This window comes from Geodermatophilus sp. SYSU D00696 (assembly GCF_054050235.1).
The window spans coordinates 36,970-62,550 of the sequence record NZ_JBJGYY010000004.1 but is presented as its reverse complement, the minus strand read 5'-3'; the positions used below and the strand labels follow the sequence as shown (position 1 = coordinate 62,550).

Annotated in this window: 18 protein-coding genes; 8 read left to right on the top strand and 10 right to left on the bottom strand. The window is 76.7% G+C overall.

Annotated features, from left to right (window positions below; genetic code table 11):
• Both ACI79O_RS04270 and ACI79O_RS04265 read right to left on the bottom strand, forming a co-directional pair.
• A complete protein-coding gene (locus tag ACI79O_RS04270) occupies nucleotides 1-459 on the bottom strand; it encodes an ATP-binding protein (protein WP_456886706.1) in 459 nt (152 codons plus the stop codon).
• Between the two features lie 118 nt (nucleotides 460-577).
• Entirely contained in the window at nucleotides 578-2,254 is a 1,677-nt protein-coding gene (locus ACI79O_RS04265; RefSeq protein WP_456913445.1) for a SpoIIE family protein phosphatase, read from the bottom strand.
• Between the two features lie 176 nt (nucleotides 2,255-2,430).
• On the opposite strand from ACI79O_RS04265, the gene ACI79O_RS04260 reads away from it, so the two are divergent.
• Nucleotides 2,431-4,221 carry a SpoIIE family protein phosphatase gene (locus ACI79O_RS04260; protein ID WP_456886710.1) on the top strand — a complete coding sequence of 597 codons (1,791 nt, stop codon included), beginning with the start codon at nucleotides 2,431-2,433 and terminating at the stop codon, nucleotides 4,219-4,221.
• Here the strand turns inward: ACI79O_RS04260 and ACI79O_RS04255 are convergent.
• A complete protein-coding gene (locus ACI79O_RS04255; protein ID WP_456886712.1) occupies nucleotides 4,218-5,132 on the bottom strand; it encodes an alpha/beta fold hydrolase in 915 nt (304 codons plus the stop codon). The genes ACI79O_RS04260 and ACI79O_RS04255 overlap by 4 nt on opposite strands.
• A gap of 17 nt (nucleotides 5,133-5,149) precedes the next feature.
• Entirely contained in the window at nucleotides 5,150-5,917 is a 768-nt protein-coding gene (locus ACI79O_RS04250; RefSeq protein WP_456886714.1) for a ZIP family metal transporter, read from the bottom strand.
• A 146-nt stretch (nucleotides 5,918-6,063) separates the two neighbouring features.
• Between ACI79O_RS04250 and ACI79O_RS04245 the strand changes: the two genes are divergently transcribed.
• Nucleotides 6,064-7,080, top strand: coding sequence for a zinc-dependent alcohol dehydrogenase (locus tag ACI79O_RS04245; protein WP_456913444.1), 1,017 nt, complete (start codon nucleotides 6,064-6,066; stop codon nucleotides 7,078-7,080).
• Between the two features lie 189 nt (nucleotides 7,081-7,269).
• Nucleotides 7,270-8,082, top strand: a complete 813-nt coding sequence (locus tag ACI79O_RS04240; protein WP_456886717.1) for an alpha/beta fold hydrolase — start codon at nucleotides 7,270-7,272, stop codon at nucleotides 8,080-8,082.
• An 82-nt stretch (nucleotides 8,083-8,164) separates the two neighbouring features.
• On the opposite strand, the gene ACI79O_RS04235 is transcribed toward ACI79O_RS04240, so the two are convergent.
• On the bottom strand, nucleotides 8,165-9,352 hold the full coding sequence (locus ACI79O_RS04235; protein WP_456874860.1) for an AAA family ATPase: 1,188 nt from the start codon (nucleotides 9,350-9,352) through the stop codon (nucleotides 8,165-8,167).
• Between the two features lie 196 nt (nucleotides 9,353-9,548).
• Here ACI79O_RS04235 and ACI79O_RS04230 point away from each other — a divergent pair, with 196 nt between their 5' ends.
• The 4 genes from ACI79O_RS04230 (at nucleotide 9,549) to ppk2 (ending at nucleotide 16,866) form a co-directional block, all read left to right on the top strand.
• On the top strand, nucleotides 9,549-9,917 hold the full coding sequence (locus ACI79O_RS04230) for a phage holin family protein (RefSeq protein ID WP_456874859.1): 369 nt from the start codon (nucleotides 9,549-9,551) through the stop codon (nucleotides 9,915-9,917).
• Nucleotides 9,918-9,987: 70 nt separating this feature from the next.
• Nucleotides 9,988-14,895, top strand: coding sequence for an NAD-glutamate dehydrogenase (locus ACI79O_RS04225; protein WP_456913443.1), 4,908 nt, complete (start codon nucleotides 9,988-9,990; stop codon nucleotides 14,893-14,895).
• A 183-nt stretch (nucleotides 14,896-15,078) separates the two neighbouring features.
• A complete protein-coding gene (locus tag ACI79O_RS04220) occupies nucleotides 15,079-15,819 on the top strand; it encodes a lysophospholipid acyltransferase family protein (protein WP_456913442.1) in 741 nt (246 codons plus the stop codon).
• Nucleotides 15,820-15,840: 21 nt separating this feature from the next.
• Nucleotides 15,841-16,866 (top strand): polyphosphate kinase 2, encoded by a 1,026-nt coding sequence (gene ppk2 / locus ACI79O_RS04215; protein WP_456886723.1) that lies wholly within the window; start codon nucleotides 15,841-15,843, stop codon nucleotides 16,864-16,866.
• 60 nt (nucleotides 16,867-16,926) lie between these two features.
• On the opposite strand, the gene ACI79O_RS04210 is transcribed toward ppk2, so the two are convergent.
• Nucleotides 16,927-18,366 (bottom strand): amidase, encoded by a 1,440-nt coding sequence (locus ACI79O_RS04210; protein WP_456886725.1) that lies wholly within the window; start codon nucleotides 18,364-18,366, stop codon nucleotides 16,927-16,929.
• Nucleotides 18,367-18,418: 52 nt separating this feature from the next.
• On the opposite strand from ACI79O_RS04210, the gene ACI79O_RS04205 reads away from it, so the two are divergent.
• Nucleotides 18,419-20,119 carry a DEAD/DEAH box helicase gene (locus tag ACI79O_RS04205; RefSeq protein WP_456913441.1) on the top strand — a complete coding sequence of 567 codons (1,701 nt, stop codon included), beginning with the start codon at nucleotides 18,419-18,421 and terminating at the stop codon, nucleotides 20,117-20,119.
• Between the two features lie 15 nt (nucleotides 20,120-20,134).
• On the opposite strand, the gene ACI79O_RS04200 is transcribed toward ACI79O_RS04205, so the two are convergent.
• The 4 genes from ACI79O_RS04200 to ACI79O_RS04185 form a co-directional block, all read right to left on the bottom strand.
• On the bottom strand, nucleotides 20,135-20,584 hold the full coding sequence (locus ACI79O_RS04200) for an iron chaperone (protein WP_456913440.1): 450 nt from the start codon (nucleotides 20,582-20,584) through the stop codon (nucleotides 20,135-20,137).
• 182 nt (nucleotides 20,585-20,766) lie between these two features.
• Nucleotides 20,767-23,367 (bottom strand): SpoIIE family protein phosphatase, encoded by a 2,601-nt coding sequence (locus tag ACI79O_RS04195; protein ID WP_456913439.1) that lies wholly within the window; start codon nucleotides 23,365-23,367, stop codon nucleotides 20,767-20,769.
• A gap of 157 nt (nucleotides 23,368-23,524) precedes the next feature.
• Nucleotides 23,525-24,271, bottom strand: coding sequence for a peroxide stress protein YaaA (gene yaaA / locus ACI79O_RS04190; RefSeq protein WP_456913438.1), 747 nt, complete (start codon nucleotides 24,269-24,271; stop codon nucleotides 23,525-23,527).
• A gap of 96 nt (nucleotides 24,272-24,367) precedes the next feature.
• A complete protein-coding gene (locus ACI79O_RS04185) occupies nucleotides 24,368-25,492 on the bottom strand; it encodes a spore photoproduct lyase family protein (RefSeq protein ID WP_456886732.1) in 1,125 nt (374 codons plus the stop codon).
• Between the last annotated feature and the right edge of the window lie 89 nt (nucleotides 25,493-25,581).

The window sequence follows — 25,581 nt, the reverse complement described above, 5'->3', positions numbered from 1 at the left end:
TCAGGCGGAGTTGACCGCGCACTCCTCGACCGTCGTCGGCAGGCACGCCCAGACGTGCTTGGAACCGTCGTCGACGTACCAGCCGTGCGCCACGGACAGGCGGGCCACCAGGTAGAGGCCCAGGCCGCCCTGGGAGGGGTCCCGGCCGACCGCGGGCGAGGGCATCGTGTCCGCGTCCCGGTCGCTCACGTCGAGCAGCCAGCCACCGGTGCCCGCGACCACCGTCGCGACCACCGGCGACCGGCCGTGCCGCAGCGCGTTGGAGGCCAGCTCGTCGAAGGCCAGCACCAGCCGGTCCGACGCCGGGTCGTCGGGGTCGCGGGGGAAGCCGAGGGAGCCGAGGTGCTCGCGGAGTCCCGCGCGCGCCGCCGGGAGCTCGGCGATGTCACCGAGGTCGAAGCGCCACAGCTCGCCGCGCCCGTCGGGCAGGGGCCGCAACGGCCACGTCAGTCGGCCCATGTCCTCTCTCCGTCGTGGTCCCGTTCTCGGACGGTCCCGGGGTGCCCAGCCCACCGGCGGGTCAATCGTGTCCGGCCCCGCCGGGTGAGGCGGATCTCGCGCCCGGTGACGGCCGCGGTCAGGGCCGGGGAGGGGCGACGGTCAGCGCGACCAGGGCGACGTCGTCCTGCGGGGTGCCCTGCAGCAGCCGCGCCAGCAGCTCGTCGCACAGCACCGCCAGCGGCCGTCCGGCCAGCTCCGCGAGCGCCCGGTGCAGCCGCGCGGTGCCCTCGTCGAGGGTGCTCGCGCGCCGCTCCACCAGACCGTCGGTGTGCAGCAGCACCGTCGACCCCGGGGCCAGCGGGACCACCGCCTCGCGGCGTTCCGCGGTCGCGTCGACCCCGAGCAGCAGGTCGGCCTTGTCGTGGGCCAGCGCCTCGACGCCGCCGTCGGGGCGCAGCAGCACCGGCGGCGGGTGACCGGCGTTGGCCCACCGCAGCCGGGTGCCGCCGGCCTCCAGCCGCGCGACGGCGGCCGTGGCCAGCGTCCCGGCGTGCATGGTGGACATCGCCTCGTCCAGGCCGCGCAGCACCTCGGCCGGCCCGCCCCGGCTGGAGTGCGCGATGCCGCGGACCAGGCCGCGCAGCTGTCCCATCGCGGCCGCGGCCGCGGTGTCGTGCCCGACCACGTCGCCGATGACCACCACCGCGTCGCCGTCGGGGTGCCGGAAGGCGTCGTACCAGTCCCCGCCCACCCGGGCCGCCTCGGCGGCCGGCACGTAGCGCACCTCCACCTCGACGCCGGGGAAGGCAGGGGGCGCGGTGAGCAGGCTGCGCTGCAGCGCCTCGGCGAGCTGGATCTGGCGGCTCTGCCGGCCGACCCGGTCGATGGCGCGGCCGGCCTGCACCGCGACGGCCCGGGCGGTGGCGAGGTCCTCGGGGGAGACCTCCCGGCCGGGGTCGAGGTAGAGCGACAGGACGCCGACGGTCCGCGACTCGGCCGGCAGCGGCAGCACCAGCACCGACTGCGCGCGCAGGTCCCGCAGCATCTCCCGCGTCCGGTCGTCGGACATGAGCGCCAGGACGTCGGTCACCGGGGCCGCCACCGGCGCGCCCGTCCGCAGCGCCCGCCCGACCGGTGAGGACGGCGGGAGGGTGTCCAGCCGCACCATCGCGTAGCGGGCGAGCAGGTCGCGGCGCTGCGGGTCGGCGTGCCACGAGCCGACGTCGCGGGTGCGGCCCTCGCGGTCGACCACGGTGACGACGCAGCCGTCGGTGAGCACCGGCACGACCAGCCGGGCCAGCCGGCCGAGCGCGGACACGCCGTCGAGCGCCCCGGACAGCTCCGCGGCGACCCGCACGAGCAACGTCGCGCGCGCCGCGGCCCGGTCGGCGCGCTCCTGCACCGTCCGGCGGCGGGAGACGTCGGAGACGGTGAGCGCCAGCCCCTCGGCCGCCCGCGCGGCGCGGACCTCGTACCACCCGCCGCCGGCCAGCACGGTCACGGGCTCGCCGGAGTCGGCGGCCTCGGCACCCGCGGAGGCCAGCGCCGGACCCGCCGTGCCGGGCACCTCGGCCAGGACCTCGCCGAGCAGGTCGGACTGCAGGTGCCCGAGCAGCCGCTCGGCGGCGGCGTTGAGCCAGGTCAGCCGGCCCCCGGGGTCCAGCGCGAGGACGGCGGCCGGCAGCCGGTCGACCAGCGCGGCCAGCGCCGCCGGGTCACCGAGCGGGGGAGTGCGGCGCGGGAGCGGCACGGTGGGCTGGGGACCGGGTGGCAGGCCGCGTACCGGCCCCGGCCCGGTGAGCGGATCGGCCATCGTCCTCGGTCCTCCCGGCACCGTCGGGGCGAGGCTGGCTCCCGCGGACACCACCGTGATCGTGGCGCCTGCGGGCCCGGCTGCCAACCGCCCGGCGCGCCGTGCCCTCACCTGAACGGGGCGGTCCGGTACCGGAGGTGCGGCCCACCGGGACGGATGCGGCAGCATGTGTCCCCGTGACCCCGGACGGCCTGGCCCCGCCGCCGAGCGACCTGCTGGTGCAGGCCGTCGAGGGCATGCAGCGGCCGCTGTTCGTGCTCGACGAGGGGTGGCGCTTCGCCTACGTCAACCCCGCGGGCGCGGCGGTCCTCCGCCGGACCGTCGCCGGCCTGACCGGGAGGGGCATCTGGGAGGAGTTCCCCGAGGCCGTCGGCGGCCCGTTCGAGGAGCTGTACCGCCGCGTGCGGGGCACCGGCGGGGCGGGGTCCACCGAGGCCTTCTTCGCGCCGCTGGACGCGTGGTTCCGCGCCGAGGCCTTCCTCACCGGGGCCGGGCTGGTGGTCACCTACGACGACGTCACGGTGCACCGGCGGGCCGACGAGGAGCGCGCGGCGGCGATCGCGGCCCGGGAGCAGGCCGCCGCCTCCGCCGCCGCGGCCGCCGAGCGGGCCGAGACCGCCGCCCGGCACCTGGTCCTCCTGGGCGACATCAGCCAGGCCATGACCGCCACCACCGACGTCGACGAGGCGGTGGCCCGGCTCGCCGCGCTCGTCGTCCCGCTGCTGGCCGACTGGTGCCTGGTCAGCGTCGTCGACCCCGACGGCACCCGCCGCGACGTCGGCCGCGCGCACAGCGACCCCGCGATGGTCCCGGCGATGCACCGGTACGCCGACCTGCGGGTGCGCAGCAACCGGCCCACCGCGCCGGTCCCGACCGCGCTGGCCCAGGGCCGGCCGGTGGTGCTGACCCGGGTCACCGACGACGACGTGCGGGCGATGGTGGCCGACGAGGAGAGCCGCGCCGCCCTCTCGCCGCTGCGGGTCGCCGCCGTCGCCACCTTCCCGCTGGTCGCCCGCGGCGAGACGTTCGGCGCGTTCACGCTGGTCAACGGCCCCGAACGCGGGCCGCACACCGACGCCGAGCTGCGCACCGCCGAGATCGCCTCCCGCCGCGCGGCGCTGGCCCTCGACAACGCCCGCCTGGCCAGCGCCGCCCAGCAGGTGGCCGAGCGGATGCAGCACAGCCTGCTCTCACCGCCGGTGCAGCCCGACCACCTCGAGCTCGCCGTCCGCTACCGGCCGGCCACCCGCGGGGTGTCCATCGGCGGCGACTGGTACGACGCGTTCCTCCAGCCCGACGGCGACACGGTGCTCGTCATCGGGGACGTCATGGGCCACGACATCGAGGCCGCCGCGGCCATGGGCCAGGTCAAGACGCTGGTCCGCGGCATCGCCTTCGACCGGCTGGAGGAGCCGGCCGGGGTGCTGCGCCGGGTCGACCACGCCCTCGTCGGTCTCGCCGTCCCGGCGATGGCCACCGCGCTGGTCTGCCGGGTCGAGCAGGACGAGGTCGAGCGGGTGACGGGAGAGCGCCGGCTGCGGTGGTCCTCGGCCGGGCATCCCGACCCGATGCTGCTGCTGCCCGACGGCACGGTGCGCGACCTCAGTGCCCCGGTGGGCCCGCCGCTGGGCATCGGCTGGCGGGGTCCACGGGCCGACGGCGAGGCCGTCGTCCCCGAGGGCGCCACGCTGCTGCTGTTCACCGACGGGCTGTTCGAGCGCCGCGGGACCCCGCTCGACGAGGGCCGCGACGCCGTGCGCACGCTGCTGGCCGCCTCCGCCGGCAAGGCGCTGTCCGCACTCTGCGACGACCTGCTGTCGAGCATGCTCGGCGAGGGCGTCGAGGACGACGTCGCGGTGCTCGCCGTGCGGGCCCACCCGGTGCGGGGCGAGCGGCCGGCCGAGGCCGGTCCCGAGGTGCTGCCCCCGGTGGTCGGCCGTCCGGCCCGAGGTCGCCCGGCTCGCTAGGTGCGGGCGGCCGCGGTGCGGGCCGCCTCGGCGACGGCGGCCACGCCCTGCTCGGACCACAGGATCGAGTAGTGGTCGGTGTCGGGCACCTCGCGGGCGGTGATGCCCGAGGGCTCCAGGCCCAGGCCGGCCAGCCGGACCTCGTCGTAGAGCCCCGGCCGCTGGCCGAGCAGCCCGCGGGTGGCCCACAGCAGCGTCGCCGGCACCGGCAGCGAGGCACTGGCCTCCAGCACCCGCTCGTTGAGCAGCACGTCGCCGCCGTCGACCCGCACGGCCTCGGGCACGCACGCGCTGCGCAGCGGCACCGCGCCGGGCACGAGGTCGCGGGCGAGGTAGGCGGCCACCGCGGGGACGTCGACCCACGGGCCGACGGCGGGGTGCTGCGCCCAGAACGCCCGGACCGCGGCCAGGTCGGGGAACGACGTGCCCAGCCGGTCGAGGGAGGGGCCGAGGAGGGCGGCGAGCTTGGCCTCGACGTCGGCCCCCGGCGGCTCGGGCAGGGCCAGGCCGCCGTCGACGAGCACCAGCCCGTGCACCCGGTCGCGGGCCGTCCCGGCGGCGGCCAGCGCCGCGACGAAGGCGCCCATCGAGTGGCCGACCAGCACGGTGGCGTCGGCGCCGGCCTCGGCGTCGGCGCCGAACCGGTCCAGCAGGGTGGCGACGTCGTCGGCGTGCCGATCGAGGCCGTAGGGGCCGGGCAGGTCCGCCGAGGCGGCGCGGCCGCGCAGGTCGGGTGCCAGCACCTCGAACTCCCCGGCCAGCGCCGCGGCGACCGGCGCCCAGGCCATCGCGTTGGCGGTGATGCCGTGGACGAGCACGGCGATGGGGGAGCCGGGCGCGTCGGCGGCCCAGTGCAGGGCCGCGAGCTCCCCGCCGTCGACGGGGACGCTGATCTGCACGGGCTCGGTCATGTCGCCACCCTGCCCGCTCACGCGCTCAGCCGCTCGATCGCGAACGCCACGAGGAACCCGACGCTGGTGACGACGCCGGTCCAGGTGCCGGTCCGCTCGAACGCCTCGGGGATCATCGTGTCGGCGACCATCGTGAGGATCGCGCCCGCGGCGACGGCGGTGATGACCGCGACCACCTCGGGTGACGCGTCGCCGAGGGCCAGGTAGCCGACCAGGGCCGCGACGCCGCTGGCGACCGCGATGCCGCCCCACACCCCGAAGACGTAGCCCGCCCGGCGCCCGCTGGCCTTCATGCCCGCAGCGCTGGACAGCCCCTCGGGCACGTTCGAGATGAACACCGCGGCCAGCACCGACGGGCTCACCGAGCCGCCGCCGAGCAGGCCCAGGCCCAGGACCACCGACTCCGGGACGCCGTCGAGCAGCGCCCCGACGGCGATCGCCGCGCCGCTGCCGGCCTGTTCCTCCTCCGAGGGCTGCTGCTGGGACCCCTCGCCGCCGGACCGCTTGCGGTGCCGCGCCCCGCGGCGGGCCAGCAGGGCGTTGGCGCCCACGTAGGCGAATGCGCCGCCGAGGAACCCGAGCGCGGTCGGGCCCAGCCCGCCGGTGTCGGCGGCCTCGGCCACGAGGTCGAAGGCGACGGCGGAGACCAGCACGCCCGAGCCGAACGCCATGACCGACGCGATGACCGTCCGGGGCACCCGCACGAACCAGGCGACCGCGGCGCCCAGGACGAGGGCGGCGCCGCCCAGCAGACCCCACAGACCCGCCTCGACAGCTCCCGGCACGGGGCGGTCCCTGCCCGATCCCCGCCCCGCCAACCGTCGACGGAGGCCGGTCGTCACCGGCACAGTCGGCGTGCCCGTGACCGTTCCCGCCGCCGAGGAGGCCACCGTGCCCGTCACCCACACCGCGCTGACCGTCCCGGCCTGACGTGCGCGCTCTCGTCTCCACCGGGCCCGGCCGCCTCGGCTGGGAGGAGGTCCCCGACCCGGAGGTCGCGCCGCACGGCGCCCTCGTCCGGCCGCTGGCGGTCGCCCGCTGCGACCTCGACGCCCCCATGGCCGCGCTCGGCCTCTTCCCCGGCCCCGTCCCGGTGGGCCACGAGCTGGTCGCCGATGTCGTCGAGGTGGGCGCCGACGTCGCGCTGCGCCCCGGTGCCCGGGTCAGCGTCCCGTTCCAGGTCTCGTGCGGCGGCTGCGGGCCGTGCCGGGCGGGGCGCACCGTGGCCTGCACCACCTACCGGGCCCCGGCGGGTGCCGCGTACGGGTTCGGCGTCCGGGGCGGGGGTCACGGCGGCGCGGTGGCCGAACTGCTCGCCGTCCCGCACGCCGACCACGCGCTCGTGGCCGCGCCGCCGGCCCTGTCCGACGTGGCGCTGGCGACCCTGCCGGACAACGCCGTCGACGCCTGGCGCGCGGTCGGGCCACAGCTGCGCGAGCGCCCGGGCGCCGAGGTGCTCGTCCTGGCCGGCGCGGTCCCCTCCATCGGGCTCTACGCCGTCGCGCTGGCCCGTGCCCTCGGTGCCGGGGGCGTGCGCTACGTCGACGACGACGAGCAGCGGTGCGCGGCCGCGACGTCGCTGGGTGCCGAGGTGACCCGGCGCGAGGGCGGCTGGCCGCGCCGGTACGACCGGGCCGACGTCGTCGTCGACGGGTCCGCCGACCCCGCCGGGCTGGCCTGCGCGGTGCGCTCGACGGAGGACCAGGGGCTGCTCACCGTGGTCGGCATCCTCTTCGGCGAGGCCGCCCTGCCGCTGCTGGAGATGTACACCCGCGGGATCACCGTGCACCTGTCCCGCGCGGACTCCCGCCGGCACCTGCCCGAGGTGCTCGGGCTCGCCGCGTCGGGCGCCTTCGACCCGCTCGCCGTCCCCACCACCACGGTGCCCTTCGACGCCGCCGCCGAGGTCTGGCTGCAGCCCGCGACCAAGCTCGTCCTCGCGCGCTGACGCCCGCCCGCGGCGCGGTGTGTGCACGGATCGTCGTCCCCGGGCCACCGCGGCCGCGTCGTGTGCACGGGACGCGGTCACGAGCCGGTCCCTGTCCCGCCGGACACCGGCTCACGGCCGGACCGGTTCCCCCGCCGGCGGCCACGGCCCTACCGTGGTCCCGCACGGGGGCCGACCTCCGGAGGAGCCGTGCCCGGGACGACGCAGACGCTCCGCCACCGCACCGTCCTCCTCCCCGGGGCACTGCGGCTGGACGCCGTGGAGCAGGGGGACCCGGCCGGTCCGGCGGTCGTCCTGGTCCACGGCTGGCCGGACTCGTGGTTCTCCTGGAGCCGCGTGCTCCCGCACCTGGACCCGCGGCTGCGCGCCGTCGCCTACAGCCAGCGCGGGTTCGGGGACTCCGACCACCCGGCGACCGGCTACGACCTCGACCGGTTCGCCGACGACGTGGTGGCCCTCTGCGACGTGCTCGGCGTGCGCCGGGCCCACCTCGTGGGCCACTCCTTCGGCACCTTCGTGGTCCGCCGCGTGGCCCAGGAGCACCCCGACCGCGTCGACCGGATGGTGCTCGTCGGCTCGGCCGACCGCATGGGCGACCGGCTCGTCCGGGAGGTGCGGTCGGCGATCGCCGACCTCCGCGACCCGGTCCCGGTGGAGTTCGCCCGGGAGTTCCAGTCCGGCACGGTCCACCGCCCCCTCCCGCCGGACTTCTTCGACGCGATCGTCGCCGAGAGCCGCAAGGCGCCGGCGCACGTCTTCCGGGACGTCTGGGAGGGGCTGGCGCGCTCCCACGACCGCGACCGGCTCGGCGACGTGACCGCGCCCACGCTGGTGCTCTGGGGCCAGGCGGACGCGTTGTTCGACCGGGGTCAGGAGGACCGGCTCCTCGCCGCTCTCCCGGACGCGCGCCTTCGGGTCTACCCGGACACCGGGCACTGCCCGAACTGGGAGCGTCCCGAGGAGGTCGCCGCGGACGTCAACGCCTTCCTCCTGCCCGGGTGATCCCGGGCGCCCAGGCATGGGAAGCGATACGCACGTCCCACGTCCGGGAACGGGTGTAGAGCTTCCGATGCCTGGCTGGTCATCAGTCGGGGTGGCGCAGCAGGTAGCGGCCGAAGTGCGGCACGGTGAAGGCGATCTGGCCGCGCTCGGCGGAGTACACCAGCCCCTTCTTGATCAGCGAGTCGCGCGCGGGGGACAGCGACGCGGGCTTGCGGCCCAGCGCCGCGGCCACCTCCGACGTCGCGACCGGGGCGCCGGCCGGGCCGCCGAGCTCGGCCATGGCGTGCATGTACTCGCGCTCGGCCGGGGTGGCGCGGTCGTAGCGGGAGCCGAAGAAGCCCACCGCGAGCTCCGCCTCGGCCACCGGCGCGGCCATCGCGACGTCGGCCGCGGTGATCGGGGAGGCGGCCGCGACGTCCCAGGTGACCTTGCCGTAGGCCTGCACGAAGTACGGGTAGCCGTCCGCGGCCTCGTACAGGGCGTCGAGGGCGGCCTGCTCGTACTCGACGTCCTCGCGCTCGGCGGGGGCCAGCAGCGCGCGGTCGGCGGCGGGCCGGTCGAGGCGGTCGATGCGCAGGTAGCGGAACAGCCGCTCGGAGTAGCTCTTCGAGGCCGACAGCACCGCCGGCAGGTGGGGCAGGCCCGCGCCGACGACGATCAGCGGCGCGCCCTGCTGGGACAGCTCGTGGCAGGCGGCGCAGATGGCCGAGACGTCGGGGGCCTGCACGTCCTGCATCTCGTCCACGAACAGCGCGATGCCCTTCCCGACGTCGGCGGCCAGCCCCGCGGCGTCGCTGAGCAGCTCGACCAGGTCGATCTCCATGTCGCCGGAGTCGGCCCGGCCGGTGGTCGCCGCGACGTCGATGCCCGGCTGCCAGCGGTCGCGGAGCTTCCCGTCGGCCGGCGCCAGCCGCTGGGCGAACGCCTTGAGCGTCCCGAGGACGGCGTCCATCGACTCCTGGTCGGGGTGGCGCAGCTCGCGCAGGGCCATGTGCAGCGCCGAGGACACCGGCCGGCGCAGCGACTGGTCGGGCCGGGCCTCGATCTTGCCGGTGCCCCACCCGCGGCCGATCGCCGCCGAGCGCAGCTGGTTGAGCAGCACGGTCTTGCCCACGCCGCGCAGCCCGGTGAGCACCAGCGAGCGCTCCGGCCGGCCCCGCGCGATCCGCTCCAGGACGACGTCGAAGGCCGACAGCTCGTCGTCACGGCCGGCCAGCTCCGGCGGGCGCTGGCCGGCGCCCGGAGCGTAGGGGTTCCGCACGGGGTCCACGTCGAGCACCGTATGACCCCGTCTAGCCCTCGCGGTAGAGATCAGTAGAACCTCCTACGCCGTGTCGCCACCCGGGCACGTCCGCGGAAGCGCCCGGGATCGACCGGCGTCTAGGGCTCTCTGGCGCCGACCCGAGACGGGCCTAGAGGCGGCGAGAGCGCGGGGGCTCCCAGGGAGCGCCGTTAGCGTGGCCGCCGTGATCAGGTTTGCGCTCAAGGTCGTCGTGATGGCCCTGGCCTTCTACGCCCTCACCCGGCTGCTGCCCGGCATCGACGTGGAGGGCAACGAGGAGGGCACGTTCGGCGTCAGCGGCACCTTCCTGTGGGTGGCGCTGCTCTTCGCGGTGGTCAACGCCGTCGTCGGGCCGCTGCTGCGGTTGGTGTCCTTCCCCGCGATCGTGCTGAGCCTGGGGCTGTTCCTGCTCCTCGTGAACGCGGCGCTGCTGGGGCTCACCGCGGCACTGTCCGACCGGCTGTCGGTCGACGGTTTCGGCACCGCGGTCCTCGGCGGCCTGGTCCTCGCCCTCGCCGGGTGGGCGGCCGACCAGGTCCTCGACCGCGGCTGATCCCGGACGGCACGCCGATCGGGTGGCCTCCCCCTGACGTGGGCCCCCGGCCGCAGTAGTTTCGCTGTACATGAGCACCATCGGCGTGGACACCGTCGTCCCCGGCCGACCGGAGGACGAGGTCCCGCCCGGACTGGTCGCCCTCGAGGCGGCCAACGACCGCAAACGGGCGCTGCTGGCCGAGGCCGCCGCCGTCGCCGCGGACGGCCTCGACGACGGTCCCGGACTGCCCACCGGCTGCGGCCGGACCGACCTGCCGGCGCTGCTGCAGCGCTACTACTGGAGCGAGCCGGCCGCCGAGGTGCTGGGTCACGCCCCGGCCGACCTCGCCGCGCTGGCGCTGCGCCACCTGCGGATCGCCGCCATCCGCGCGCAGGGCGCGGCCACCGTCGTCGTCGAGCGGCTCGACGACGGGCGGGGGCTGCTGCTCACCGTCACCGACGACATGCCCTTCCTCGTCGACTCCGTCACCGCCGAGGTGGTCCGCCAGGGCGTCGGGCTCCAGCACGTGGTCCACCCCGTGGTCGTGGTCCGCCGCGACGTCTCCGGCGGGCTGCGCGCGTTCTGCAACAGCGGCGGCACCGACGTCGCCGCGTGCGGGCCGGACGCCCTCGCCGAGTCCTGGATGGCCGTCGTCCTCGACGGGCCGCTCGACGACGAGGCCGCCGACGACCTGGTCGCCGGGCTGCGCACGGTGCTGGCCGACGTCCGCGCCGTCGACGAGGACGCGCCCCGCATCGCCGCCCGCGCGCTGGAGCTGGCCACCCGGCTCGAGGAGATCGGCTCGCTGGACACCGCCGACCCCGCCGACGACCCCGCGGAGGTCGCCGCGCTGCTGCGCTGGCTGGCCGACGGCAACCTCGTGCTGCTCGGCGCCCGCGAGGTGGAGGTCGGGACGACGGCGCGCGCGGTCCCCGGCAGCGGCCTGGGGGTGCTGCGCAGCGACAGCGGCGCGGCGCTGCCCGAGGCCGCCGGGCCGCTGGGGCCCACGCTGGTCACCGTCACCAAGGCCGACATCCGCTCGACGGTGCACCGGCGGGCCTGGCTCGACCTGGTCGCGGTCACACTGCCGGGCCAGGACGGCGGCCCGGCCCGCCAGCACCGCCTGGTCGGGCTGTTCCCCACCACGGCCGCCGCCACCGGCGTGCGCGACGTGCCGCTGGTGCGCCGCCGGGTGGACGAGGTGGTCGAGGGCTCCGGGGTGCCGGCCGACAGCCACACCGGCAAGGAGCTCGTCGGCGTGCTGGAGACCCTCCCGCGTGACGAGCTGTTCCAGGCCGCCGCCGGGGAGCTGCTGCCGGTGGCGATGGCCGTCCTCCACCTGCAGGAGCGCCGCCGGACCCGGCTGTTCCTGCGCCGCGACCCCTACGACCGGTTCTGGTCGGCGCTGGTCTACGTGCCGCGGGACCGCTACACGACCGAGGTCCGGCTGGCGATGCAGCAGGTCCTGCTGTCCCGGCTCGGCGGTCGCGAGATCGAGTTCACCGCCTACTCCACCGAGTCGGTGCTCACCCGGCTGCACTTCGTCGTCCGGGTGCCGGTCGGCCGCGGCGGCACGCCGGCGCTGCCCGGCGTCGACGCCGACGGGCTGCAGCGGGAGCTGGCGGCCGTCGCCCGCAGCTGGACCGACGACCTCGCCGACGCGCTCGCCGAGCGGTACGGCGCCGAGGCCGAGCAGGTACTGGCCCGGGTGGCCGACGCCTTCCCGGCCGCCTACCAGGACGACTTCCCGGCGACGACGGCCGTCGAGGACCTCGCCCGCCTCGACGCGCTCGCACCGGGCGAGCTGGGCCTGCGGCTGCGGCGCCCGCGTGGCGCCGACGCGGCCGAGCCGCGGCTGACCGTGTACCGGGTGGGGGAGCGGCTGCTGCTCTCCGACGTGCTGCCGGTGCTGCAGCACATGGGCGTCGACGTCATCGACGAGCGGCCCTACGAGATCGACCGGATCGGCGCCCGGCAGGCCTGGATCTACGACTTCGGCCTCACCGCGCCCGGCGGGGAGCTGCCCTTCCCCGGCTCGCTGCCCGAGCGGTTCACCGAGGCGGTGGCCGCGGTCTGGCGCGGGGACGCCGAGGACGACGGCCTGGGCGCGCTGGTGCTGCTGGCCGGGCTCAACTGGCGGCAGGTCACGGTCGTGCGCGCCTACGTGCAGTGGCTGCGCCAGGCCGGGCTGCCCTTCGGCATGTCCTACGTCGAGTCGGTGCTGGCCGGGCACCCCGACGTCGTCGCCCGGCTGGTGGCGCTGTTCGAGACGCGGTTCTCCCCCGAGCGGGAGTCCGGCCGCGCCGCCCGGCAGGAGGACCTCGCCGCGTCGCTGCGCGAGGCCATCGGCCGGGTCGAGTCGCTCGACGCCGACCGGGTGCTCACCAGCCTGCTGGCCGCCGTCCTCGCCACCCAGCGCACCACGTACTACACGGTGTCCGGCGCCACGCCCGCCCCACCGCTGGCGATCAAGCTCGACCCGCACGCGGTGCCCGACCTGCCCGAGCCGCGCCCGGCCCGCGAGGTGTTCGTCAGCTCGCCGCGGGTGATGGGCGTGCACCTGCGGTTCGGCGCGGTCGCCCGCGGCGGGCTGCGCTGGTCCGACCGCCGGGAGGACCTGCGCACCGAGGTGCTCGGCCTGGTCAAGGCGCAGATGGTGAAGAACACCGTCATCGTCCCGACCGGCGCCAAGGGCGGCTTCGTCGTCCGCAACCCGCCGCCGGAGGGCGCCTCCCGCGAGGAGGCGCTGGCCGAGGGCCAGGCCTGCTACCGGCTGTTCATCGGCGCGCTGCTGTCGCTCACCGACGACCTGGTCGGCGGCCGGGTGGTGCCCCCGCAGCGGGTGGTCCGGCACGACGGCGACGACGCCTACCTCGTCGTCGCCGCGGACAAGGGCACGGCCACGTTCTCCGACCTGGCCAACGCCGTAGCGATCGAGCGCGGGTTCTGGCTGGGCGACGCCTTCGCCTCCGGCGGCTCGGTGGGCTACGACCACAAGGCCATGGGCATCACCGCCCGCGGCGCGTGGGAGTCGGTCACCCGGCACTTCCGCGAGCTCGACGTCGACGTGCAGAGCCAGGACTTCACCGTCGTCGGCATCGGCGACATGTCCGGCGACGTGTTCGGCAACGGCATGCTGCTGTCCGAGCACATCCGGCTGGTGGCGGCCTTCGACCACCGGCACGTCTTCGTCGACCCGACCCCGGACGCCGCGACGTCGTTCGCCGAGCGACGGCGGCTGTTCGACCTGCCGCGCTCGTCGTGGGCCGACTACGACCCCGCGCTGATCAGCGCCGGGGGAGGGGTGTGGCCACGGACGGCGAAGGCGATCCCGGTGAGCGAGCCGATGCGCGCCGCGCTGGGCCTCGACGACGACGTCGACACGCTGACCCCGGTGGAGCTGGTGCGCGCGGTGCTGCTCGCCCCGGTGGACCTGCTGTTCAACGGCGGCATCGGCACCTACGTCAAGGCGGCCACCGAGAGCCACGTCGACGTCGGCGACAAGGCCAACGACACCGTCCGGGTCGACGGCGGGCAGCTGCGGGTGCGGGTGGTCGGTGAGGGCGGCAACCTCGGCCTCACCCAGCGGGGCCGGGTCGAGTACGCGCTGGCCGGCGGCCGCGTGAACACCGACGCCATCGACAACTCCGCGGGCGTGGACACCTCCGACCACGAGGTGAACATCAAGATCGCCCTGAACGGGGTGGTCGATGCCGGGCAGCTGGACGCCGAGGGCCGCGCGGCGCTGCTGGAGCAGATGAGCGACGAGGTCGCCGCCGCCGTCCTCACCGACAACCACGCGCAGAACGCCACCCTGGCCGAGGAGGTGACCGGGGCGCGCAGCCTGCTCGACGCGCACGAGCGGTTCATCCGGCACCTCGAGCGCTCGGGCCGGCTGGTGCGCGCGGTCGAGGCGCTGCCCGACGACCGGGCGCTGGCCCAGCGGCGCCGCGACGGGCACGCGCTGACCAGCCCGGAGCTGTCAGTGCTGCTGGCCTACGCCAAGCTCGAGGTCAACGACGCCGTCCTGGCCTCCGACCTGCCCGACGACCCCGCGCTCGCCCGGCTGCTGCGTGACTACTTCCCCGCGCCCCTGCGCGAGCGGTTCGCCGCGGCGGTCGACTCCCACCCGCTGCGCCGGGAGATCGTCGCGACGGCGCTGACCAACCGGGCGGTGAACACCGCCGGGGTGACCGGGCTGTTCCGGCTGGCCGAGGAGACCGGCCTGGACCTCGCCGCCGTCGTGCGGGCGCACGCGGTGGCCCGGGCGGTGTTCGACGTCGACCGGCTGTGGGACGCGGTCCGGCCGCTGGACAACCGGGTGCCCGCGCCGGTGCAGGTGGAGCTGCGGACGGAGGCGACCCGGCTGTCCGAGCGGGCCGCGCGCTGGCTGCTGCGGCTGCCCGAGCTGGCCGGCCGCCCGCCGACGGGGATCACCGCGGTGACCGAGCGGTTCGCCGCGCCGGTGGCCGCGGTGCGCGCCGGGCTGCCGGGCTGGCTGCTCGGCGACGAGGCGGCCGCCTACGCCGCGCGCGCCGAGCGGCTGCGGGCCGGGGGCGTGCCGGCGGACCTGGCCGGGGAGCTGGCCGCGGCGGCGCTGCTGCCCGCCGCGCTCGACCTGGCCGTCGTCGCCGAGCGCACCGGGGCGCCGATCGACCTGGTCGGCCGGGTGGCCCAGGAGCTGGCCGACCGGCTGTCGCTGGTGCCGCTGCGCGAGCTGGTCATCGCGCTGCCGCGGGACCGGCGCTGGCCGTCGATGGCCCGGGCCGCGCTGCGCGACGACCTCGCCGCCGAGCAGGCCGAGCTCGCCGTGGAGGTGCTGTCCGGGCGGGGGAGCGGCGACGCCCGGCAGCTCGTGTCCGACTGGGTCGCGGGCTGGGACACCCCGCAGCGCCGGGCGGCCGCGCAGCTCGCCGACATCGCCGCCGGCGACCGGCACGAGCTGCCCGAGCTGGTGGTCGCCGTCCGCACCCTGCGCGGCCTGCGCGGCCGCTGAGGGGCGCCTCTACCGAGCCGATCATCGGGTGCGTGCCGCTCGCACCGGCGTGTCCGCGCGCGTCGCGTGCACGCATCCGATGATCGACTCGGCGACGGCGGCCATCCGCGTCGGCGTCACCCGCAGGACACCTGAGCCCCCGACCCTGGGCGCCGGAACACCGGCCCACCCCGGGAGGCCCCGATGGACCCGTCCGCCCCGACCACCGCCCCGACCGCCGTCCGCCCGGCGCTGACGCCGGTGCTGGCCCGCACCGCCGTCCGCGCCGCCACCGCGACCTGGGGCGGTGACCGCCGCCGCCAGCGGCTGCTGGTCTGCACCGCCGCCGAGCTGCTCACCGCCCGGGGGCTGCGGGTGCGGGTCGTGTCCCCGGCCGTGGCCTGGCCGCGCGGCCCGCGCCTGGTCGTGGCCAACGCGGCCGGCTGGGTCGACGTGCTCGCCCTCGCCACCGCCGTCCCCGGCACGCCCGTGGTCGACGCCGCCCTCGTCGACACCCCGCTGCTGCGCTCGCTGGCCCGCCGCGGCGGACTGCTCGTCGACGACGGCAGCGGCGCGGTGCGGGGGGAGGTCGCCGAGCTGCTGCGCCGCGGCGCCACGGTGACCACGCACCCCGGCGGCGCGGCGGCCGACGGCGAGCCCGGCCGGTTCCGCGCCCGCGCGGTCGTCCCCGCCGTCGACGCGCAGGCCGTCGTCTGCCCGGTCGCCCTGCGGCACACCGACGGCGGCCGCATCGTCGAGGTGCACCTGCTGCCCGCCCTGCAGCCCGGCGCCGACGCCCGGCCGCTGGCCGCGCTCGCCGAGTACGCGGTCGCCCACGTGCTGGAGGCCGGCGGGGCCACCCCCGCACCGCCCCCGCGCCCGGCGCCGTCCCGCCGGCGCAGGACTGTCCGCGCCCGCCCCGGGTACGACCGCGGACGTCCCTGACCCGACCGGGAGGAGGCTCCCGTGCAGCCCGACGCCCTCGTGGACCGCACCGAGACCGACCGCGACGACACCGGGGACGGCAGGCCCCCGGTCCGGGTGCCGGCCAAGGCCGAGGTCCTCGACCTGTCCAAGTGGCGGCTGAACTCCCTCCCGGACGAGGACAGCGACGAGGACTGGGACGACGACCGCGAGCTGTTCGGCCCCGACGGCCTGCGCGTCGAGACCTGGCGCGAGGGCTACCCGTACACCGAGCGGATGGAGCGCCGGGAGTACGAGGTCGAGAAGCGCCGGCTGCAGATCGAGCTGCTCAAGCTGCAGGGCTGGGTGAAGGACACCGGCCAGAAGCTGGTCATCGTCTTCGAGGGCCGCGACGCCGCCGGCAAGGGCGGCACGATCAAGCGGTTCACCGAGCACCTCAACCCCCGCGGCGCCCGCGTCGTCGCCCTGGACAAGCCGTCCGAGCGCGAGCAGAACCAGTGGTACTTCCAGCGCTACGTGCAGCACCTGCCCGCGTCGGGCGAGATCGTGCTGTTCGACCGCTCCTGGTACAACCGCGCCGGCGTCGAGCGGGTCATGGGCTACTGCACCGAGGAGCAGTACCAGCAGTTCCTCGTCCAGGCCCCCGAGCTCGAGCGGATGTTCGTCGACAGCGGTGTCCTGCTGTTCAAGCTGTGGTTCTCGGTCTCCCGCGGCGAGCAGCGCTCCCGGTTCATCGTGCGGCAGATCGACCCGGTGCGGCAGTGGAAGCTCTCACCGACCGACCTCGCCAGCCTCGACAAGTGGGACGCCTACACCGAGGCCAAGGAGGCGATGTTCCTGCACACCGACACCACGCACGCGCCGTGGACGGTGATCAAGAGCAACGACAAGAAGCGGGCCCGGCTCGAGGCGATGCGCCACGTGCTGGACCGCCTGGACTACGCGGACAAGGACGGCGACGTCGTCGGCGACCCCGACCCGCTCATCGTCGGCTCGGCCGCCGACGTGCTCGAGGAGTCCTCCGACACCCCGGTCGCCCCGCCGCTGCCCCGCTACGCGCGCCGCTGAGGGCGTCGATCGTGCCGTCTGCGGCTCTCTAGCGGGGAGCCTAGAGAGCCGCAGACGGCCTCAGAGGGGTGGACGGTGGCGGCCGAACCCGGTGGCCTGCTCGATCGCGTGGGCCGTCTCGAGCAGGCGCCGGTCGGCGCGCGGTGCGGCGACCAGCTGCAGGCCCACGGGCAGCCCGTCGTCGGTGAACCCGCCGGGCAGCGACAGCGCCGGGCAGCCGGTGGCCGACACCAGCGTGCAGGAGCGCATCCAGCCCAGGTAGTCGGCCTGCGGCACCCCGGCCACCTCCGCGGGGTACTCCTGCTCCACCGGGAACGGCAGCACCTGCGTCGTCGGCGCGAGCAGCAGGTCGTACTCACCGAAGAACCGCACGACCTCCTCGTGCAGCCGGGTGTGCGCCGCCTCCGCGCGCGCGACGTCGGCCCCGGTGAGCGCCGCCCCGACCGCCGCGTTGCCGCGGATGGCGGCCTTGACCCGCTCCGGCGAGCGGCGGACGAGCTCGCCGTAGGTGGCCTCGAACAGCCATCCCCGCAGGGTGCCGAACACCTCGTCGGCCTCCCGCAGGTCGGGGCAGGCCTCCTCCACGACGCCGCCCAGCGACTCGACCACCGGCAGCACCCCGCGCAGCACCGCGGGGATCGCCGGGTCGACCGGGACCAGGCCGCCGAGGTCGGGCGTCCACGCCACCCGCAGGCCGCGCAGGTCCTCCGGCAGCGGCGCGGCGAACCCGGCGGGCTCGTCGGACAGCGAGATCGGCACCCGCGGGTCCGGCCCGGCGATCGCCGAGAGGGTCAGGGCGACGTCGGCGACCGTACGGCCCATCGGCCCCTGCACCGACAGCGTCGACCAACCCAGCGCGGCCGGCCAGGTGGGCACCCGGCCGGGCGTGGGCCGCAGCCCGACGACGTTGCAGAACGCCGCCGGGTTGCGCAGCGAGCCGCCCATGTCGCTGCCCTCGGCCAGCGGCACCAGGCCGGCCGCCAGGGCCGCGGCCGCCCCGCCGCTGGAGCCGCCGGCCGACAGGCCGTGCCGGTACGGGTTGTGCGTCGCGCCGAAGAGGGTGTTGAAGGTGTGCGAGCCGGCCGCGAACTCCGGCACGTTGGTCTTGCCGACCCGGACCGCGCCCGCCCGCCGCAGCCGCTCGACCACCAGCTCGTCGCGCTCGGGCACCGTGTCGGCGTGCAGGGGCGAACCCCAGGTGGTGCGCATCCCGCCGGTGGCGTGGGTGTCCTTGTGCGCCACGGGCAGCCCGTGCAGCGGGCCGACCTGCTCGCCGGCGGCCAGCGCGGCGTCGGCGGCGTCGGCGGCGGCCCGGGCGCCCTCGGCGTCGAGGGTGACGATCGCGTTGACCTGCGGGTCGACCCGCTCGATGCGGGCCAGGTGCGCCTCCAGCAGCTCGCGCGCCGACACCTCGCGCTTCCGCACGAGGGCGGCCAGCTCGGTGGCCGGGCGCAGGCAGAGGTCGTCGTCGCCGGCGGGTGCCGGGGTGTCGCGGGTCACCGGGGGAGGGTGCCACGTCGGTGGCGCGGGGGACATGGCCGACACTGGGCGGGTGGACGGCGAGACGACGCAGGTGGACGAACGCGACGAGACCAGCGCCTTCGCCGACCTCGGCCTGCGCCCGGAGCTGCTGGCGGCGCTGTCCCGGCTCGGCTACGAGGAGCCCACCCCGATCCAGCGCGAGGCCGTCCCGCCGATGGTCGAGGGCCGGGACCTGCTCGGCCAGGCCGCCACCGGCACCGGCAAGACGGCGGCCTACGCGCTGCCGGTGCTGCAGCGGCTGCCCGACGACCGCCCCGGCGGCGACCCGCTGGCGCTGGTGCTCGTGCCGACGCGTGAGCTGGCCATCCAGGTGTCCGAGGCGCTGCACCGCTACGGCCGCGACCTCGGCGCCCGGGTCGTGCCGGTCTACGGTGGCCAGCCGATCCCGCGCCAGCTGCGCGCGCTGCAGGCCGGGGTGGACGTCGTCGTCGCCACCCCGGGGCGGGCGCTGGACCTGCTGCAGCGCGGCAGCCTGCACCTGGGTGGCGTGGCCACGGTGGTGCTCGACGAGGCCGACGAGATGCTCGACATGGGCTTCGCCGAGGACCTCGAGGCGCTGCTCGAGGAGGTGCCCGAGGAGCGCCAGACGGTGCTGTTCAGCGCCACCATGCCGCGCCGGCTCGACAGCATGGCCCGCCGGCACCTGCGCGACCCGCTGCGCATCCAGGTGGCCCGCGAGGTGCCCAGCGAAGGGGAGGCGCCGCGGGTCCGGCAGACGGCGTTCGTCGTCGCCCGGGCGGCCAAGCCCGCGGCGCTGGGCCGGGTGCTCGACGTGGAGAGCCCGACGGCGGCGATCGTCTTCTGCCGCACCCGCGACGAGGTCGACGACCTCACCGAGACGCTCAACGGCCGCGGCTACCGCGCCGAGGCGCTGCACGGCGGCATGAGCCAGGAGCAGCGCGACCGGGTCATGGGCCGGCTGCGCGGCGGCACCGCCGAGCTGCTGGTCGCCACCGACGTCGCCGCCCGCGGCCTCGACGTCGAGCAGCTCACCCACGTGGTCAACTACGACGTCCCCGCCTCGCCGGAGACCTACGTGCACCGCATCGGCCGGGTCGGCCGCGCCGGCCGTGAGGGCGTGGCGATCACGCTGGTCGAGCCGCGGGCGCACCGGATGCTCAAGACCATCGAGCGGGTCGCCGGGTCGCGGATCGAGGTCCAGCGGGTGCCCACCGTCGCCGACCTGCGCGCCCGCCGGCTCGAGCTCACCCGCGCCGCGCTGCGCGAGAGCCTGCTCGGCGACGACCTCGAGCGCTTCCGCGCCGTCGTCGAGACGCTCACCGACGAGTTCGACGTCGTGGAGGTGGCGCTGGCCGCGGTCAAGCTGGCGCACGAGGCCACCGGCGGGCCCGACGACGAGGAGGAGATCCCCGAGGTCGCCCTCCGGCCCGAGCGGCCGCACCGGGACGGCGACCGGGGCGACCGCGGGCAGGGGCGCCCGCCGCGCTCCCGGTCGGGCCCCGGCGGGGACACCGAGCGGCTGTTCATCGGCGCCGGCCGCAGCGCCGGCGTCCGCCCCGGCGACCTGGTCGGCGCGATCGCCGGGGAGACCGGGCTGCGCGGCCGCGACGTCGGGGCCATCGAGATCGCCGAGCGGTTCAGCCTGGTCGAGGTGCCCACCGCAGCCGCGGAGGAGGTCATCGCCGCGCTGCGGGCCAGCAGCGTCAAGGGCCGGAAGGTCACCGTCCGCCGCGACAAGCAGCGCGACTGAGGGGCCCGGTCCGGGTCAGGAGGTGGCGGCCCGGACCAGGGCGACGACCCGCTCCTCCACCTCCGGGCTCCAGGCCCGCAGCGCGAACGACGTCGGCCACAGGTCGCCGTCGTCGAGCGTCGCGGTGTCGTTGAAACCGAGGGTGGCGTACCGGGCCTTGAACTTGGCCGCGTCCTGGAAGAAGACGTCGACCTTGCCGTCGGCGTCCGCGTAGGCCGGCATGCCGTACCAGGTCCTGGGTGCCAGCTGTGGGGCAGTCGTGGTGACCACGACGTGCACCCGCTCGGCGAGCGCACGGTCCTCGGGTGCCATGGCCGCGATCGCGTCCAGGGCGGCCTGCAGCCCGTCGGCCCGCTTGACGCCCTTCCTGCCCTCGGCCCGCAGCTCGGCGGCGCGCTGCCTCATCGCGGCGCGCTCCTCGGCGGTGAAGCCGGTGGCCTCCTGCTCGACGTCCTTCGTGGGCATCGCTGCCTCCCTCTCGCTCCAGGGCCCGGCGTGGTGCCGGCCTCGGGGAGGACGCTAGGCAGGGGCGCGGTGCGCGGGCTTCTCGATTCCTGACCGGATCGGGCGGCCGGGTGAGGTGATGGAACGGCCCTCCTGCAGGGTCCCGCCGCGAGCTCGCGAGTGGCGGGGGGCAGGGGGGTCCTTCAACTGGCGGGGTCCTCGGGGACGACGTCGGGTACCCGGTTGGGCCCGGCGACGGCGGGCCGCGGGCGGTCCTGCCGGTGCAGCCGGACCGCGACGAGGGCGACGTCGTCCTCCGGCCGGCCGTCCACCAGCCGCTCGAGCACCTCGTCGAGCAGGTCCTGCAGCGGCCGGTCGGCGAGCTCGCGCAGCGCCTCCCGCAGCCGGGCCATGCCGGCGTCGAGGTCGGCGTCGCGTCGCTCGATGAGGCCGTCGGTGAACAGCAGCACGGTCGCGCCGCGGTCGAGGGTCACCACCGACTCCTCGCGGCGGGCGTCCGGGTCGACGCCCAGCAGCAGGTCGCCGCGCCAGGTGGCGAGCTCGGCCACGCTGCCGTCGGGGTTGGTGACCAGCGGCGGCAGGTGGCCGGCGTTGGCCCAGCGCATGCGGGTGACCCCGCGGCGGCGCTCGTCGTCGGTCTGCTCGAAGCGGGCGACGGTCGCCGTCGCGAGGACCCGGGTCTGCAGCACCGCCATCGAGGCGTCCAGGCCGCGCAGCACCTCGCCGGGGCCGGCGTCGCTGTAGGTGGCGATCCCGCGCAGCAGCCCGCGCAGCTGCCCCATGGCCGCGGCGGCCTCGGTGTCGTGGCCGACGACGTCGCCGATGACCAGCATCGTGGCTCCGCCGGGCTGCAGGAACGCGTCGTACCAGTCGCCGCCGACCCGGGCGGCCTCGGCCGCCGGCAGGTACCGCACGGCGATCTCGGCGTGGTCGGGCTCGGGCGGCTCGGTGAGCAGGCTGCGCTGCAGGCCCTCGGCCAGCGCCCGCTGCTGCCCGTAGAGGCGGGCGTTGTCCAGCGCCAGGCCGGCCCGGTCGGCGACGTCCTGGGCGGTGGCCAGGTCCTCCTCCCGCGGCGTCCAGCCGCGGCGGAAGTACAGCGTCATGACGCCGAGGGTCCGGTCGCGGCCGCGCAGCGGGAGGGAGATCGCGGACTCCGGCATCAGCGCGCCGAGCAGGTCGCGGGCCTCACCGTCGGCGAGCAGCGCGGCCACCGCCTCGCCGCGCTCCATCACCGGCTCGCCGGTGAGCAGCGCCCGCATGAGCGGCGCCGTGGCCGGCATGGCGTCGAGCCGGAGGGCGACGTAGCGCTCCAGCAGCGGCCGGGCCGAGGCGTCGGCGTGCCAGTGCCCGACGTCGCGGGGGCGGCCGTCGGGGTCGACGACGGTGACGATGCACCAGTCGGCCAGCGCGGGCACCACCAGCCGGGGCAGGTGCGCCGTCGCGGTCTGCGCGTCGAGCGCGCCGGCCAGCTCGGCGCTGACCTGGGCCAGCAGCGCCAGCCGCTGCGCGCCGCGCTCGGCGCGGTCCTGCACCCGGCGGCGCTCGGTGACCTCGAGGAAGTAGACCGACAGCCCCTCGGGGCTGGGCCAGGCGCGCAGCTCGTACCAGCCGTCCAGCGGCGCGGGGTAGTAGGCGTCGAAGTGCACCGGCGTCCCGGTGCGGACGGCGGTGCGGTAGCTCTCCTCGAAGACGCTGTTGAGCGCCGCGGGGAACGCCGTCCACAGCTCCTGCCCGAGGAGCTCCTCGCGGCTGCGGCCCAGCAGCCGCTCGGCCTCGGCGTTCACGTGGGTGAAGCGCCACTCCCGGTCCAGGGAGTAGAAGCCGGCCGGCATCGACTCCAGGACCCGGGTGACGCGCATGCCGGCGGCCCGCTCGGCGGTGGTGTCGTAGGCGGCGCCCAGGACGCGGGTGGCCGCGCCGGTCGTGTCGGCGAGCGTGCGGCCACGGGCCTGCACCCAGCGGGTCTCCCCGTCCGGCCAGACGACCCGGTACTCGGCCTGGTACTCACCGCGGGTCTCGATGCTGGCCTGCAGCGCGTCGGTCACCCGCGGCAGGTCGTCGGGGTGCACGCGGTCGTTGAAGGCCTCGATCGTGCCGCCGAAGGAGTCGGCGTCGTAGCCGAACATCCCGATCAGCCGGGCGTCCCAGGTCAGCTCGCCGGTGCGCAGGTCCCAGTCGAAGGTGCCGATGCCGGCCGCGTCGATGGCCAGGCCCCAGCGCAGCCGGTCGCTCTCGTACGCGGTGCGCAGCGCGGCGAGCTCCAGCTCGGCGACGGCGGCCGCGGCGAGCTCACGCAGCACGGCGACGTCGGCGTCCGACCAGCTCCGCGGCGTGGGCGCGGCGACGCAGAGGACGCCGACGGCGAACCCGTCGGAGTCGATCAGCGGTGCGCCCAGGTAGGCGCCGACGACGCCCGCGCGGACCTGCGGCAGGTCGGCGGCCCGCGGCTCGGCGCGCACGTCGGGGACGGCGAGCGGGGTGCCCTCGGCGGCGGGGACGGCGCAGGCCGTCGCGTCGAGCGGGGCCTCCCGTCCCACGGTGCCCGGCGGCAGACCGGCGCCGGCGACGACGACCTCGACGTCGTCGAGCAGGGAGATCTGCGCGATCGGGACGCCGAGCAGCCGGGCGGCCAGCTCGGCGAGACGGTCGAGGGCGGCACTGGCGTCGCGGAGGCGGAGGCGGCGCGCCGCGTGCACGCGGGGTCGGTCGGCCTGCAGCTCCTTGGCTGCGGCACGCGTGCTCGCGACCGGCCCCACCGCGTGGGGGCGGGACGTGTCGTCCACCGAACCTCTCTGCCCGGCTCGTGGCCGACTCGGGTCGTCACCGCAGGGGCCGTTCCTGGACCTGGGCGGGGTGTACATCGTAAGCGACCCCCACGTGGGGTCGACAGACCTGACGAGAGGTGCGTCGCATCTCACGGAGGGTGAGAACCCGCCGCTCTCAGGTCGCGGGCAGCACCAGGGTGAGGGCCGTCCCGCCGTCGTGTTCCACGTGCAACCCCGCTCGCCGCAGCAGCGCCCGCAGCCGGACCACCCCGTCGGGCTCGGCGGTCGTGGTGGCCAGCAGCCGGGCGATCCGCCCCTTGTGGGCCTTGTTGGCGTGGCTGACCACCGTGCGGCTGCCGTCCGTGCGCTCGCTGAGGACGTCGACGGTCACCGCGCCGGCCACGGGGGCCAGCGCCCGGTAGGCGCCGCTGCGCAGGTCGACGACGAGCTCGCCGGTGGCGGCGAGGACCGGGCCGAGGAGGGGGCGCCACAGCGCGCGCAGGGTGGGCAGCCCGGGCAGCGCCGAGCCCGCCGAGAGCCGGTAGGCGGGGATCGGGTCACCCGCGCGGACCAGGCCGAACAGCGCCGACCCGACGGCCAGCCGCCGGTCGGCCCGGGACCGCTGCGCCCGGGTCATCGTGCGCACCCCGAGCGCGTCGTAGAGGACGCCGGTGTAGCGCCGGACCGCCGGCGTGGTCGGGCTGGTGCACAGCGCCGCGTTGCGGGCGAGTTCGGCGTCCTGGCCGGGGGACAGGCCCAGCGCGGCGCGGGCGGCGGCCGGGTCGGCGGCGAGCGTCACCAGCGCGGAGACCAGCCGCTCGCGCACCGGGGTCAGCTCGGGGACGGAGAGCGCGCCGAGGTCGAGCGGGGCGCCGTCGCCGTCCGGGGCCTTGGTCTCCGACGGCGGCAGCAGCACGAGCACGACGAGCCAGGCTACGTGGCGCTCGGGCTCGGCATGGGAAGCAATCCGCACGTCTGCCGCTCGGGAACGTGCGTAAGGCTTCCTGTGCCTCGCCCGTCACGTCCAGTAGAGGAGGCGGGCGCCGGGGAGCCGCTCGGCCACCTCGCGCTCGAACCAGGTGCGCAGCTCGGCCATCGTCTCCTTGCGGTAGACGTGCTTGACCGAGCCGAACTTCCCCCGCTTCGTGGTGCGGCGCGACTCGTCCATCTCCAGCTTGGTCCGCGGGTACCAGTCCAGCAGCGTCTCCTTGCTGCCCGGCGTGAACCGGTGGGTGATGCACTCGACGGTGAGGTCGTGGCCGGCCGGGACGGCCGCGGCGACGCCGTCGAGCAGCTCGGCGTACTGCTCGCGCCAGCCCTCCACCGGCATGATCGGCGCGATCGTGACGCCGACCGGGTAGCCGGCCGCGGCCACCGCCGACAGCGCGCGCAGCCGCCCGGGCACCTTGGCCGTCGCGCCCTCGAAGCGGCGGTCGACCGACGCCGCGTTGACCGAGAACCGCAGCCGGGTGCGCCCGCCGTGGGGGAGGGCCAGCAGCCCGGCGACGTCGTCGAACTTGGTGGTGGCGCGCAGCTGCACCGGGCCGGGCCAGGCGTGGGTGCCGAAGTGCTCGACCATCCGCGCCAGGCCGCCGGTCAGGTGCTCGATCGCCAGCGGGTCGGTGTAGCAGGAGGCCTCGAACGTCGTCCCCTCGCCGCCGCGCTCGAGCGTGCCGGAGGTGACCGCGCCGCGGCCGACGCAGCCGTCGAGGTCGGCGAGCACCTCGTCGAGGTCGGCCCACACGCGGGTGATCGGCGGGCCCGACAGCGAGCCGGCGAGGTAGCAGTACTGGCAGTGCGCCGGGCAGCCCTCGGCCAGGTCGAGCCGGAAGTCCGCCGACGGCGGGATGGGCTGCAGCTTGCGCTTGGACGGCGGCGGCACGACGAGCGCCATCGTGTCCTTGGCGGCCATGAAGGCGGCGCGGTCGTCGTCCCCCCGGAGCGAGGGCAGCCGGTCGCCGGGCAGCAGCTCGATCGCGTCGACGCCGGCGGCCTCGAGGCGGGCGAGCACGCGCTGCCCGTGGGGGCGCTCGGCGGCCGAGCGGGTGACCAGGACCCGCTCGGGGGTCCACAGCCGGGACGGGGCGGGGACGTCGGGCGGGGCGGGCGGTCCGAGCAGCGCGGTCATCACCGCGTACAACACCGCGCACCCCGCGCCGATGCCCCGGGAGCGCGCGTCCCCGCAGGTCAGCCCGTGAGGTGGGCCACCGCGGGGACGGGCCCGTCGCCCCC

Bases quoted from the DNA above. Each gene is read 5' to 3' on its own strand.
- ACI79O_RS04225 (WP_456913443.1), top strand. From the start codon at position 9,988: ATGAGCACCATCGGCGTGGACACCGTCGTCCCCGGCCGACCGGAGGAC.
- ACI79O_RS04200 (WP_456913440.1), bottom strand. From the start codon at position 20,584: ATGCCCACGAAGGACGTCGAGCAGGAGGCCACCGGCTTCACCGCCGAG.
- ACI79O_RS04220 (WP_456913442.1), top strand. From the start codon at position 15,079: ATGGACCCGTCCGCCCCGACCACCGCCCCGACCGCCGTCCGCCCGGCG.
- ACI79O_RS04270 (WP_456886706.1), bottom strand. From the start codon at position 459: ATGGGCCGACTGACGTGGCCGTTGCGGCCCCTGCCCGACGGGCGCGGC.
- ACI79O_RS04255 (WP_456886712.1), bottom strand. From the start codon at position 5,132: ATGACCGAGCCCGTGCAGATCAGCGTCCCCGTCGACGGCGGGGAGCTC.
- ACI79O_RS04265 (WP_456913445.1), bottom strand. From the start codon at position 2,254: ATGGCCGATCCGCTCACCGGGCCGGGGCCGGTACGCGGCCTGCCACCC.